10 protein-coding genes and 1 pseudogene are annotated in these 12,906 nt (G+C 71.8%); 4 read left to right on the top strand and 7 right to left on the bottom strand.

The window, feature by feature from the left end; all coding sequences use genetic code 11:
- Positions 1–9: 9 nt before the first annotated feature.
- From ABZ749_RS02405 to pcaF, 6 genes are all read right to left on the bottom strand, one after another.
- Positions 10–1,374: a glutamine synthetase family protein gene (locus tag ABZ749_RS02405; RefSeq protein WP_357221992.1), complete on the bottom strand. Its 1,365-nt coding sequence runs from the start codon at positions 1,372–1,374 to the stop codon at positions 10–12.
- 115 nt (positions 1,375–1,489) lie between these two features.
- Entirely contained in the window at positions 1,490–3,076 is a 1,587-nt protein-coding gene (locus ABZ749_RS02400; RefSeq protein ID WP_357221990.1) for an amino acid permease, read from the bottom strand.
- 384 nt (positions 3,077–3,460) lie between these two features.
- Positions 3,461–3,961, bottom strand: coding sequence for a DUF456 domain-containing protein (locus ABZ749_RS02395; protein WP_355009587.1), 501 nt, complete (start codon positions 3,959–3,961; stop codon positions 3,461–3,463).
- Between the two features lie 180 nt (positions 3,962–4,141).
- Complete coding sequence (locus tag ABZ749_RS02390; protein WP_357221988.1) at positions 4,142–6,331, bottom strand: EAL domain-containing protein; 2,190 nt, start codon at positions 6,329–6,331, stop codon at positions 4,142–4,144.
- Positions 6,332–6,335: 4 nt separating this feature from the next.
- Positions 6,336–7,148, bottom strand: a complete 813-nt coding sequence (locus ABZ749_RS02385; RefSeq protein ID WP_357221987.1) for an SAM-dependent methyltransferase — start codon at positions 7,146–7,148, stop codon at positions 6,336–6,338.
- 110 nt (positions 7,149–7,258) lie between these two features.
- Positions 7,259–8,464 carry a 3-oxoadipyl-CoA thiolase gene (gene pcaF, locus ABZ749_RS02380; RefSeq protein WP_357221985.1) on the bottom strand — a complete coding sequence of 402 codons (1,206 nt, stop codon included), beginning with the start codon at positions 8,462–8,464 and terminating at the stop codon, positions 7,259–7,261.
- A gap of 106 nt (positions 8,465–8,570) precedes the next feature.
- Here pcaF and ABZ749_RS02375 point away from each other — a divergent pair, with 106 nt between their 5' ends.
- From ABZ749_RS02375 to ABZ749_RS02360, 4 genes are all read left to right on the top strand, one after another.
- The gene (locus ABZ749_RS02375) at positions 8,571–9,536 is read left to right on the top strand and encodes a glutathione S-transferase C-terminal domain-containing protein (protein ID WP_357221983.1); all 966 of its coding nucleotides are present in this window, start codon (positions 8,571–8,573) and stop codon (positions 9,534–9,536) included.
- Complete coding sequence (locus tag ABZ749_RS02370; protein ID WP_357199350.1) at positions 9,529–10,212, top strand: DUF998 domain-containing protein; 684 nt, start codon at positions 9,529–9,531, stop codon at positions 10,210–10,212. The genes ABZ749_RS02375 and ABZ749_RS02370 overlap by 8 nt, the downstream gene beginning before the upstream one ends.
- A 168-nt stretch (positions 10,213–10,380) precedes the next feature.
- The gene (locus ABZ749_RS02365) at positions 10,381–11,673 is read left to right on the top strand and encodes a dicarboxylate/amino acid:cation symporter (protein ID WP_357222024.1); all 1,293 of its coding nucleotides are present in this window, start codon (positions 10,381–10,383) and stop codon (positions 11,671–11,673) included.
- A gap of 69 nt (positions 11,674–11,742) precedes the next feature.
- Positions 11,743–12,807, top strand: a complete 1,065-nt coding sequence (locus ABZ749_RS02360) for an NADH:flavin oxidoreductase/NADH oxidase (protein ID WP_357221981.1) — start codon at positions 11,743–11,745, stop codon at positions 12,805–12,807.
- A 35-nt stretch (positions 12,808–12,842) separates the two neighbouring features.
- Here ABZ749_RS02360 and ABZ749_RS02355 read toward each other — a convergent pair.
- Positions 12,843–12,906: pseudogene (locus ABZ749_RS02355) on the bottom strand (AAA family ATPase); the annotation flags it as partial.

Raw genomic sequence — 12,906 nt, 5'->3', positions numbered from 1 at the left:
TGGCGGCGGTCAGAGGCGTTCGAAGCCACGCTTGAGCTCCCAGTCCGTCACAGCGGCGTCGAAGGCGGCCAACTCGACCCGCGCCTGGTTGGCGTAGTGGGCCACGACCTCGGCGCCGAACGCCTCGCGGGCCACCGTCGACTCCTCCCACAGGGCGAGAGCGTCGCGCAACGTGCCGGGCACGCGCTCGGCCTCCGGGTCGTCGTACGCGTTGCCGGTGCACTCCGCGCCCAGCTCCAGCCCCTGCTCGATGCCGTGCAGCGCGCCCGCGACCAGCCCGGCGATCGCCAGGTACGGGTTGACGTCAGCGCCGGGCACCCGGTTCTCCACGCGCATGCCCTGCCCGTGCCCGACCACCCGCAGCGCGCAGGTGCGGTTGTCGACACCCCAGCGCAGCGCGGTCGGGGCGAACGATCCCGGCTGGTAGCGCTTGTAGGAGTTGATGTTCGGGGCGAAGAGCAGGCTGAACTCGCGCATGGTGGCCAGCAGCCCGGCGAGCACCCGCTGCCCGGTCTGCGACAGGTGCGCCGGTCCGTCGCCGAGCATCGCCGACGAGCCGGAGGAGTCCCGGAGCGAGAAGTGGATGTGGCAGGAGTTGCCCTCCCGCTCGTTCGGCTTGGCCATGAAGGTGATCGCCATCCCCTCCTGGGCGGCGATCTCCTTGGCGCCGTTCTTGTAGATGACGTGGTGGTCAGCGCAGGCCACCGCCTCGTCGTACCGGAAGGCGATCTCGTGTTGCCCGAGGTTGCACTCGCCCTTGGCGCTCTCCGGGGTGAGCCCCGCGCCGGCCATCTCGACCCGGATGCGACGCAGCAGCGGCTCCACCCGGGCGGTGCCGAGCAGCGAGTAGTCGACGTTGTACTGGTTGGCCGGGGTGAGGTCGCGGTAGCCGCGCTGCCAGGCGTCCTCGTACGAGTCGCGGAACAGCACGAACTCCAACTCGGTGCCGGCGTACGCGGTCAGCCCGTGCTCGGCCAGCCGGTCCAGCTGCCGGCGCAGGATCTGCCGGGGCGAGGCGACCACGTCACCCGAGCCGTCGAGCCAGGTCAGGTCGGCCAGCAGCAGTGCGGAGCCGGGCTGCCAGGGCACCCGGCGCAGCGTGGCGAAGTCCGGAACCATCGCGAAGTCGCCGTAGCCGCGTTCCCAGCTCGACATGGCGTACCCGTCGACGGTGTTCATGTCGACGTCCACGGCGAGCAGGTAGTTGCAGCCCTCGCTGCCGCCCTCCACCACCTGGTCGAGGAAGAAGGGCGCGTGGAACCGCTTGCCCTGCAACCGGCCCTGCATGTCCACGAGGGCCAGCACCACGGTGTCGATCTCGCCCTCGGCGACGGCGACCCGCAGTTGTTCCAGCGTGAGCGGTGCTTTCCTCATTCGCGGGCCTCCATCACCAAGGTCTACTGGCAAACCGGATCACCGTCAATGCCCCCGGTGGCAAGGGCCGCAAACCCGGCGGGACGGCAGCACCGTCCGTCCCGCCGGGCGCCGATCAGACCGGGCCGTCGGCCGGCGCCGGGCCGGCCGCACCCGCGGATTCCTCGACGGTACGAACCGGGCCGGTGAACCACTTGCGGGCCGAGGCGTACCACCACACGGCGACCACGAGCAGCACCCCGCCGACGGCGAGCGGCGCGTAGTTCACCGCCGACCAGGTGAACCCGTCGTTGCCGGGCACCCCGGCGGGCACGATCGGCAGCACGAAGTAGACGGCGATGATCGCGATCTCGATCACCGCGATCCAGCCGAACAGCTTGTACTTACGGCCCAGCGTCCACGGCCCGGGGACGAACCGGTCGCCCATCCGCAGGCGGAGCGCGATCGGGATGAGGAACGACAGGTAGAGCCCGAGCACCGCGACGGAGACGACGGCGTAGAAGGCGATCGGGATACCGGCGGAGCTCTCGTACAGCGCCGGCAGGGTCAGCACCAGGCCGGCCAGGGTGGCGCCGATGATCGCTTTTACCGGGGTGCCGTTGCGGTCGACGGTCGACCACAGCCGCCATCCGGGTACGGCACGGTCCCGGCTGAACGCGTACGCCATCCGGCTCATCGAGGTCACGCAGCTCATGCCGCAGAAGAACTGCCCGATGGTCGAGATGATGATGACGATCTTGAAGAAGACCGGGGTCAGCGCCGACTCGAAGATGGCGCCGGAGAAGCCGCCCGCGGCGTTGACCGCCTCGACGTCGGTGGCCGCGAAGAGGAACGCCAGCAGCAGGATCCAGCCGCCGACCGCCGAGTAGAAGATCGACTGCCAAAGCCCACGGGCCGCTGCCTGCGAGGCGCCCCGGGTCTCCTCGGAGACGTGCGCGCAGGCGTCGAAGCCGGTGATCGTGTACTGGGTCAGCAGGAAGCCCAGCGGCAGCACGTAGAACCAGAACGTCAGCCCGCCGATGTCCCCGTCGCCGAAACCGGAGTTGTTGAACCGCTCGGTGAACACGAACTGGAAGCTCTGGTGGTTGTCGGGCACGAAGACCAGGATGGCCACCACGACGGCCGCGCCGGCCACGTGCCACCAGACCGAGACGTTCTGGAGTACGTCGATGATCCGGTGCCCGAAGATGTTGATCAGCCCGTGCAGCACCAGGATGACCACGAAGAGGACGAACGCCTGGCGCAGCGTCCCGGCCCAACCGTCGAAGAGCGCCGACAGGGTGAGGTTGAGGAACGTCGCGCAGCCGTAGTCCACCGAGGCGGTGACAGCCACCAGGCCGATCAGGTTCAGCCAGCCGGTGAACCAGCCGTGCACCGGGCGACCCATGGTGGCCGCCCACCAGTAGATCCCACCCGCTGTCGGGTACGCCGACACCAGCTCCGCCATGCAGAAGCCGATGATCAGGATGAACAGCGAGATCAGCGGCCAGCCCCAGGAGATGGCGACCGGCCCGCCGTTGTTCCACGCCTGCCCGAAGGTGGTGAAACAGCCGGCCAGGATCGAGATGATCGAGAAGGAGATGGCGAAGTTGGAGAAGCCGCTCCACTTTCGGCGCAACTCCTGTTTGTAGCCGAGTTCAGCGAGCCGTCGGGCGTCGTCGTCCATCGGTTGCTCGGCGGTCGGCACGGGCGTCGTGGCCACTGCACACCTCCCTGAGGTGGTTCCGCGTGCGAGTGGGCAAAGTGTCGTCCCGGCCGATCAAGGCGGTCAATACGTAGTCGGTGGGAATCTCACCGCCGTCGGGCTAATTGCGTTGCCGACCGGCCACCGCGGCCGGCATGCTGAACCGGTGACCAGGCCCGACAGGGGCCTACCCCGGGCGCTCGGACCGCCCGACCCGGTGGCGCGGGGCACGCCTCTCTCTCACGTACGGCCATTCCGCCGTACCCGAAAAGTGCCCCGCGCCCCCTCCCCTCCCCGCGCCGATCTTGCAGTTTCAGTTGCCGATATCAGCGGGATGCGCCGTATGTCAGCGCAGTAAGTGCAAGATCGCGGGGCTGAGGCGAGGGCTGAGGACGGGTCAGGTCAGGTCAGGAGGAGGCCGGCTACCCAGAGGGCCGCGACCAGGAGGCCGGCCAGGAACTCCACCAGCATCGACAGGCCGGCGGCCTTCAGGGCCTGCACTGTGGAGGGCCAGGCGAGCTGATTACTGCCCAGCCGGAGCCGTTCGGCCGCCCACACCCCGGCGACGAAGCCGAGCACCAGGCCGACGACCGGCACCACGAAAAACCCGATGATGCCGAGCACCCCACCGGCGAGCAGCGTGGACGTCGGCACACCGGTGCGCTTCAGGTTCCGGCCCGGCCACGCGTACTTGATCACCGCGCCACCCCCGGCGACCAGCGTGGCGGCGGCGAACACCGCCCAGCCAACCAGGCCCGCGCCGCCGAAGATCGCCCAGAGCAGCACGCCACCCCAGCACAGCGGCAGCGCCGGCAGGCCCGGCACCACCACGCCGGCCAACCCGGCCAGGATGGCCAGCCCGGCCACCACCGTCACCGCCGTCTGCGAGTCCGTCAGGTCCACGCCGCCATCCTCCGTCGCCACCCTCCGGACCGGAACGGTCCCCCGCTCTGCCGCGTGCCGTCGCTTCGCGCCACGCTGCTGAGCCTGCTGGTTCGCTCGCTCACGACAGCACTCCGCTTCGCTGCGTGCCGTCGCTTCGCGCCACGCTGCTGGGCCACCCGGTTCGCTCGCTGCGCTCGCTCACGCCGACGCTCCGCCGCGCAGCCGGGCCGTGATCACATCGGCCGGGGCTGGCGCACCGAAGAATCGGCCCTGCCCGGTGTCGCAGCGCAGCGCCCGCAGCCGTTCCGCCTGCACACCGGTCTCCACCGCCTCGGCCGTGACCCACAACTCCAGGGCGTGCGCCAACCGGACCAACGCGTCGACGATCCGTTCGTCGCGGTGGTCGGCCGCCACGTCGGTCCCGTCCGCGCGGATGCCCTCCACGAACGGACCGGCGAGCTTGAGGCAGTGGATCGGCAACCGGCGCAGGTACGCCAGGTTGGAGTACCCGGTGCCGAAGTCGTCCACGGCCAGCCGGACGCCGAGCGCGGCGAGCCGGTGCAGGCTGCGCAGGGGCTCACCGGCACTGCCCATCACGGCGCTCTCGGTCAGCTCCAGTTGGAGCAGCTCCGCGGGCAACCCGCTGGTCTGCAGGGCGTCGGCGACGGTGTCCACGATGGCCGGTTCGTCGGCCTGCCGGGCGGCCAGGTTGACGCTGACCACCAGCCTGGCGTCGGGGAACTCCCGCCACCACCGTTCGGCGTCCTCGCAGGCCCGCCGCAGCACCCACTCGCCGAGCCGGACGATCAGGCCGGTCTCCTCGGCCAGGCCGATGAACCGGTCCGGCCCGATCAGGCCCAACTCCGGATGCTCCCAACGGACCAGCGCCTCCACCGCGAGCATGGTGCCCTCCAGCAGCGACACGATCGGCTGGTAGTGCAGCACGAACTCGCCCCGCTCCAGCGCGGCGGGCAACCCGGCGACCAACGCCGCACGGGCGATGTCCCGGGCGCCGCGCTCGGGGTCGTAGACCGCCCACCGGCCCCGGCCCGCCGCCTTGGCCCAGTAGAGCGTGGTGTCCGCGGCCTTCATCAGCTCGGACGCGCTGGTCTCCGAGGCCGGGCACTGGACGATGCCCACACTGGCCGAGACGGCCAACTGGTGCTCACCGACGTGGACCGGGGCCGCGACGGCGGCCAGCGCCGCTTCCGCCACGGAGACCGGGTCGTCGGTGTCGTCCCCTCCCTCGACGAGGATCACGAACTCGTCGCCGCCCATCCGGGCGACCAGGTGGCCGTGGTCGGCCACACACGCGGCCAGCCGCCGGCCGATCATCACGAGCAGCCGGTCACCGAGGTCGTGGCCGAGACTGTCGTTGATCGCCTTGAAGCCGTCCAGGTCGAGGAAGCACACCCCGACGCGCTGCCCGGCGTCCGCGGTGTCGAGCACCCGTCCCAACGTCTCGAAGAACAGCGTCCGGTTGGGCAGCCCGGTCAGCGGGTCGTGCAGCGCCTGGAAGCGCAGCCGCTGCTGGAGTTCGTACCGCTCGGTGATGTCCTCGATCATCGCGACGGTGAATCGGGGCCGACCCTCGTGTCGGATCAGCGAGACGGCCAGATCCGTCCAGACCGTCGTGCCGTCCTTGCGGTAGTACCGCTTCTCCACCCGGGCCGCGTCGTGCTTCCCCTCGATCATCTCCGTGTAGAGCTCCCACATCCCGGCCGCGTCGTCGGCGTGGACCAGCCCTGTCACGTTGGTCTCGCGCAGCTCCTCGATCGAGTAGCCGAGCATGTCGGCGAACGCCTGGTTGACGTCGATGATCTGACCGTCCACGCCGGCGATCCCGATCCCGATCGCGGCGCCGGTGAACACCGCCCGGAACCGTGCCTCGCTCTCGCGTAGCGCCTGCTCGACCTCGTCGCGCGCCTGCCAGGCCGACCTGGCGATCCGCTCCTGCTGGCTGAAGGTGCGGTCGCGCAGCGCACGGGCGAACCCGGCGGCCAGTCCGCCCTGCACCGCAGCGATCCGGTCGGCGAGGTCGGCCGGCGGGTCACCGTCGCACAACACCCGGTGCCCGAAGGTCGCGCCGAACGCGTGCAGCGTCCACTCCAGGGCCTGCGGCTCGGTGAGGTGCGCCTCCACCAGGGCCCGCCCGACCTCCTCGGCCGCTGCCGCGCTGAACGGCTCCGACCGTACCGCCTGGGCCAGCCGGATCGTGTACGCCAGCAGCAGCCGCTCGGTCTCGGCCACGCTGAGCGGCACGAAACCGAGCCGACGCACCGCGCGGGCCCAGTCGGCGGCGAACCCCTGGGCGTCCGCCCGGCCGGCATCGGCCCCGGCGTGGCCCCGGCCGGCATCGGCCCCGGCGTGGTCCGGGACGGCAGCCACGAGATCAGCCGGCGGGCTGGTCGTACCGGGCGACGCCCCCGAAGGCGCCGAACCGCTCCGGGTGCTCGTCCACGTCGGACGGTGAGTCCGGGCGCCAGAGCGGCATGTGCACCACACCCGGTTCCAGGACGGTCCAGTCGCCGAAGAAGCCGGTGACCTGAGCACGGGAGCGCAGGGTGATCTCGGTGGCGGTGCGGGCGGAGAGGCGCTGGGCGTCCAGCATCTCCTGCGGCTGGTCCTCGAACGTGGAGTGGGAGACGACAAGGAAACTGCCCGGCGCGGCGGCGGCCCGCAGGGTGGCGAGGATCGCCTCGGGCCGGTCGGCGTCCGGGACGAAGTGCACCACCCCGGCCAGCAGGATGCCCACCGGGCGACTGAAGTCGATCAGCTCGAGCTGTCCGGTCTCGGCGAGGATCCGCTCCGGCTCACGCAGGTCGGCGTGGATGACCCCGGTCAGGTCGTTGCCAGCCAGCAACTCCCGGCTGTGCGCGACCGCCACCGGGTCGATGTCGACGTACACCACGCGGGCCTTGGGGTTCACCCCCTGCGCCACCTCGTGCACGTTGCCCACGGTGGGAATTCCGGAGCCGATGTCGAGGAACTGGTCGATGCCGGCGTCGAGCAGCACCCGGACGGCCCGCCGCAGGAACTCCCGACCGGAGCGCATGGTGGCGGCGAGATTCGGGGTCATGCTGGCGATCTGCTCCGCCAACTGCCTGTCGATCTCGAAGTTGTGCGCTCCACCCAGAAAGTAGTCGTACACCCGGGCCGCGCTCGGCCTGGTCAGATCGATCTCGGTCGGCAGTCCGTCCGGCATCAGCGTGCTCCCCAGTTCATCGCCGCGGCGCGGGACGGCACCGGCATCGGGGCGCGCAGCGGGCACGCGTGGGCACCGGTCGACCCGCGGGTCGTGTGGTGTGGACCACTCTAGGCCGCTGACTCCAACAACAGCGAGATGCCTTGACCAACGCCGATGCACATGGTGGCCAGAGCCCGGCGGCCGCCGCGACGGCGCAGCTCCAGGGCGGCGGTCAGCGCCAGCCGCGCGCCGCTGGCGCCGAGCGGGTGCCCCAGCGCGATGGCACCACCGTTCGGGTTGACGTGCTCGGCGTCCACGGGCAGCCCCAGCTCACGCAACACCGCCACGGACTGCGCGGCGAACGCCTCGTTCAACTCCACCACGTCCACCGCGCCCACCTCGACGCCGACGCGTTCGAGCAGCTTGCGGGTGGCCGGCACCGGGCCGATTCCCATGATCCGGGGCGGCACACCAGCCGCCGCCGCGCCGACGATCCGGGCCAGCGGGGTCAGGCCGTACCGGGCAACCGCCGCCTCGCTGGCCACCAGCAGGGCGACAGCGCCGTCGTTGACGCCCGAGGAGTTCCCGGCGGTCACCGTGCCGCCGTCGCGGAACGGGGTGGGCAGCGCGGCCAGCTTGTCCAGCGAGGTCTCCCGAGGGTGCTCGTCGACCTCGACCAGCCGGGTCTCCCGACGACCCGCCGGCACCGACACCGACACGATCTCCTCGGCGAACCGGCCGTCCGCCTGCGCCCTGGCCGCACGCTGCTGCGAGCGGTACGCGAAGGCGTCCTGCTCGGCCCGGCTGACGCCGTACTCGGCGGCCACGTTCTCCGCCGTCTCCGGCATCGAGTCGACCCCCCACCCGTCACGCATCAGCGGGTTCACCAACCGCCAGCCGAGGGTGGTGTCGTACACCTCGGCCGAGCGGGAGTACGCCGACGACGCCTTCGGCATGACGAACGGCGCCCGGCTCATGCTCTCCACCCCGCCGGCGATCACCAGCTCGGCGTCCCCGGCGACGATGGACCGGGCGGCGGTGGCGAGCGCGTCCAGGCCCGAACCGCAGAGCCGGTTGACGGTGCTGCCCGGCACCTCCTCGGGCAGGCCGGCCAGCAGCGCCGCCATCCGGGCCACGTTGCGGTTGTCCTCGCCGGCCTGGTTGGCGCAGCCGAGCACGACGTCATCGACCCGCGCCCAGTCCACCGACGGGTGGCGGGCGACCAGTTCCCGGATCACGTGCGCGGCCAGGTCGTCGGGGCGGACGCCGGCCAGCGCGCCCGCGTACCGGCCGATCGGGGTGCGGACACCGGCCACCAGGTATGCCACGGTCATCGGGAGTCCTTAGGGGGTGCAGACGGCGGGGGTGGGGCACGCCCACCGGGTCACGAGGGCTGCCGGCCGCCAGGATATCCACGCCGGCAGCGGATAGGTTGACGGCATGGCCCGGGCCCAGTTCAGCGCAGAGACCAGTGGCGGCGGCGCGTTCGTCCGCCAGCCGAACCGGTTCACCGGTCGGGTCACCGCCGACTCCACCTCGCCACCCGGCGGCGGCCCGGACGAGCAGGACCGCTGGCCGTTGGAGGCCGGCCGTTACCGGCTGATCTGGTGCCGGGCCTGCCCGTGGGCGCACCGGGCGCGGATCGTGCGTGGCCTGCTCGGGCTGGACGACGCGATCTCGCTGGGCACCGTCGACCCGATCCGGGACGAGCGGGGCTGGGCGTTCGCCCTCGACCCGGACGGCTTCGACCCGGTGCTCGGCGTGAGCTTCCTCTCCGAGGCGTACCTGGCCACCGACCCGGACTACACCGGCCGGGTGACAGTGCCGGCACTCGTCGACACAGTGACCGGCCGGGTGGTCACCAACGACTACCCACAGCTCACCCTCGACTTCTCCACCGAGTGGCGGCGGCTGCACGCGCCCGACGCCCCGGATCTCTACCCGGTCGCGCTGCGCCCCGAGATGGACGCGCTGATGGCCGAGATCCACACCGATGTGAACAACGGGGTCTACCGGTGCGGGTTCGCCACCTCCCAGCAGGCGTACGACGAGGCGTTCCGGGCGCTCTTCGCCCGGCTGGACGCGCTCTCCGAGCGGCTGGCCGGGCAGCGCTACCTGATGGGCGACGCGATCACCGAGGCAGACGTGCGGCTGTTCACCACACTGGTGCGCTTCGACGCCGCGTACCACGGGCACTTCAAGTGCAACCGCGACAAGCTGACCGAGATGCCGGTGCTCTGGGCGTACGCCCGGGACCTGTTCCAGACGCCGGGTTTCGGCGAGACTGTGGACTTCGACCACATCAAGCGGCACTACTACGGCACGCATCGGGAGATCAATCCCAGCGGCATCGTGCCACTCGGGCCGGACGAGTCCGGCTGGAGCACGCCGCACGGGCGTGGCTGAGCCGGGTCGGCCGACCGCCCCGACCCTGCCGAGCGCCCGCGGCGAGGTCGCCCGCCGGGTCGCCGGGTCCGCAGCGGCCGGCTGCACCCTGGCCGGTGCGGTGGCGGTGACGCTCGCCGTGGTCGCCGGTCCCGGTCCAGGGCTCACCGGGTACGTCAGCGAGGCGGGCATTGCCGGCAGCGCCCACGCCGCGACGTACCGGATCGGGATCCTGGCCCTTGCCGGCGCGTTGCTGCTGATCGGTGCGGCGCTGCCTCCCGGGGTGTGGGCGGCGGCCCCGGCGCTGCTCGCCACCGGAGCGGTGTTCACCGCTGTGTCGGGGGCGGTGACCTGCTCCGGCGGCTGCCCGTTGCCGCCGTTCGAGCGCGCGACGACGGCGGACCTGGTGCACGGCGGCGCGAGCATCGCGGCGACCGCCGCTGTGGTCTTCGCCATGATCGCGCTGGCCGTCTCCGTGCCGGCGGGCCGGACGGTGCGTCGGCTGGCCGGGGTCGCCGCCGTGCTGGCCCTGCCGCTCTGTGCCACGGTGGGGCTGGCGATGCTCGTGATCGGTCGAGGCCCGGTGGTGGGGGTGCTGGAACGGCTGATCCTCGCCCTGGCGGTGCTGTGGGGCCTGGGCACCGCCACCGCGCTGGCCCTCTGTAAGGAGCCTCACGCCGTCCGGTCCTTCCGATGAGCGGGAATCGGCGTATCGTCGGCCAACGATGACCAATCTCTGGGGCCTCACTGTCCGCCTGTATGTCGATCTCCGACTGCAGGCCAGTGGCATCTGTCCGGGCTAGCCGCGTTCCCACGCCTGCCCCGATCGGACCGGACAATTGGATACATCCTCATGCCTTTCAGCCTGCGCAAAATTCCCTTCTCCGTGCAGATCCTGCTCGGCCTCGTGCTCGGCGTCGCGCTGGGCTTCCTGGCCCGCAGCAACGACCTGAGCTGGCTGACCAGCACCCTGCACACCGTCGGTAGCCTCTTCGTCCAACTGCTCAAGCTGGCCGTGCCGCCGCTGGTCTTCACCGCCATCGTGGTCAGCGTGGTCAGCCTGCGTGGCGTCGCCAACGCCGCCCGGCTCGCCGTCAAGACCCTGATGTGGTTCGGCATCACCGCGCTGATCGCGGTGAGCATCGGCATCGGCCTCGGCCTGCTCACCAACCCGGGCAGGGGCGTGACCCTCGACCTGGGTGGTGCGGCCCCGCCGAAGAACACCGGCTCGTGGACCGACTTCCTCACCGGCATCGTGCCCACCAACCCGGTCGGCGCGTTCGTCGAGGGCAACGTCCTCCAGATCGTCTTCCTCGCCGTCGTCGTCGGCGCCGCGGCCCTGCTGGTCGGCGAGCCCGCCGAACCGTTCGTGGCGCTGAACCGATCCCTCCTGGAGATCGTCCAGAAGGCGCTCTGGTGGGTCATCCGGCTAGCCCCGATCGGCACCCTCGGCCTGATCGGCAATGCCGTCGCCTCGTACGGCTGGGACCTGCTGGCTCCCCTCGCGAAGTTCACCACGGCCGTCTACGTCGGCTGCGCCATCGTGCTGTTCGTGGTCTACCCGCTGGTGCTGATCCTCGCCGGCCGCCTCAACCCGCTGCGCTTCTTCGCCGGTGCCTGGCCGGCCATCGAGCTGGCCTTCGTCTCCCGCTCCTCGGTCGGCACCATGCCGGTGACCCAGCGTTCCGTCGAGCGCCTCGGCGTCCCCCGCGAGTACGCCTCGTTCGCGGTGCCCTTCGGCGCCACCACGAAGATGGACGGTTGCGCCGCCATCTACCCGGCCCTCGCCGCGATCTTCGTGGCGCAGGTGTTCGGCGTTGACCTCGGCATCGGCGACTACCTGCTGATCGCCTTCGTCTCGGTGGTCGGCTCGGCGGCCACCGCCGGCCTGACCGGCGCGATCGTGATGCTCACCCTGACCCTCAGCACGCTGGGCCTGCCGCTGGCCGGCGCCGGTCTGCTGCTGGCCATCGACCCGATCCTGGACATGATCCGCACCGCCACCAACGTCGCGGGGCAGGCGCTGGTGCCGACAGTGGTCGCCGCCCGCGAGGGCACTCTCGACCGCGCCGCGTACGAGTCCGCCGGCCGGCGTGACCTGACCGACCCGGAGCCGGTCGCCGACACCCGGCCCGAGCTGACCCCCGTTCCTGCCTGACCGATTCACCAGTACGGCGACGGGCCCCTCTCCCCGGGGGCCCGTCGCCGTGTCGGAGAGGATGACCCCATGAGTTCCCTGTTCACTCCCCTGGCCCTGCGCGGGGTCACACTGCCCAACCGGATCGCCATGGCACCGATGTGCCAGTACTCCGCCGGCCCCGACGGCCTGCCCACCGACTGGCACCTGATCCACCTCGGCAGCCGCGCGGTCGGCGGGGCCGGCCTGGTGCTGACCGAGGCGACCGCCGTCCTCCCGGAGGGCCGGATCAGCCCACAGGACACCGGCCTCTGGTCCGATGCGCACGTCGACGCCTGGCGACCGGTGACCGCGTTCGTCGCCGCTCACGGCGCGGTGCCGGCCGTGCAGCTCGCGCACGCCGGCTTCAAGGCCTCCACCTACCGGCCCTGGGCACCCGAGCGCGGTGGCGTGCCGGATTCCGAGGGCGGCTGGACGCCCGTCGCCCCCGGCTCGGAGCCGTTCACCGCCGACTACCGGACGCCGACCAGCCTCGACGAGGCCGGCATCGCCGGTGTGGTCGACGCGTTCGCGGCCGGAGCCGTACGCGCCCTGGACGCCGGCTTCGCCGCCGTGGAGATCCACGCCGCTCACGGCTACCTGCTCAACGAGTTCCTCTCGCCGCTGACCAACCGCCGCACCGACTCGTACGGCGGCAACCGCGCGGCCCGGATGCGGCTCACCCTGGAGGTCGCCCGCGCGGTGCGCGCCGCTGTCGGCGAGGACGTGCCGGTGCTGACCCGGATCTCCGCCACCGACTGGGTCGAGGGCGGCTGGACGATCGAGGACAGCGTGGTGCTCGCCGGTGAGCTGGCCGGCGTCGGCGTCGACCTGGTCGACGCGTCCTCCGGTGGGGTGAGCACGGACCAGCGCATCCCGCTCGGCCCGGGTTACCAGGTGCCGCTGGCCGCCCAGATCCGCCGCGAGGCCGGCGTGCCGACCGGCGCGGTGGGCCTGATCGTGGAGCCCGAGCACGCCGAGCAGATCGTCGCCAACGGCGAGGCCGACCTGGTGCTGCTGGGTCGGGAGTTGCTGCGCGACCCGTACTGGCCGCGCCGGGCGGCCGCGAAGCTCGGCGTCGCGTACTCCGGCCCCGCCCAGTACGCCCGCGCCTGATCCTTCCGGTCGGGCGGCTGCTCACCCAGCCCGAGCGCCCGCGCCACGGACTCGCCGAGGCTGGTCTTACCCACTCCGGGAGGACCGGCGAGGGCGAGC

Source organism: Micromonospora sp. NPDC047753, assembly GCF_040642735.1.
Classification (GTDB): domain Bacteria; phylum Actinomycetota; class Actinomycetes; order Mycobacteriales; family Micromonosporaceae; genus Micromonospora.
Note: the sequence above shows the minus strand (reverse complement) of the source record. Positions and strands in the feature narration are given on the sequence as shown.

Bases quoted from the DNA above. Each gene is read 5' to 3' on its own strand.
- ABZ749_RS02385 (WP_357221987.1), bottom strand. From the start codon at position 7,148: ATGCCGGACGGACTGCCGACCGAGATCGATCTGACCAGGCCGAGCGCG.
- ABZ749_RS02360 (WP_357221981.1), top strand. From the start codon at position 11,743: ATGAGTTCCCTGTTCACTCCCCTGGCCCTGCGCGGGGTCACACTGCCC.
- ABZ749_RS02375 (WP_357221983.1), top strand. From the start codon at position 8,571: ATGGCCCGGGCCCAGTTCAGCGCAGAGACCAGTGGCGGCGGCGCGTTC.
- ABZ749_RS02405 (WP_357221992.1), bottom strand. From the start codon at position 1,374: ATGAGGAAAGCACCGCTCACGCTGGAACAACTGCGGGTCGCCGTCGCC.
- pcaF (WP_357221985.1), bottom strand. From the start codon at position 8,464: ATGACCGTGGCATACCTGGTGGCCGGTGTCCGCACCCCGATCGGCCGG.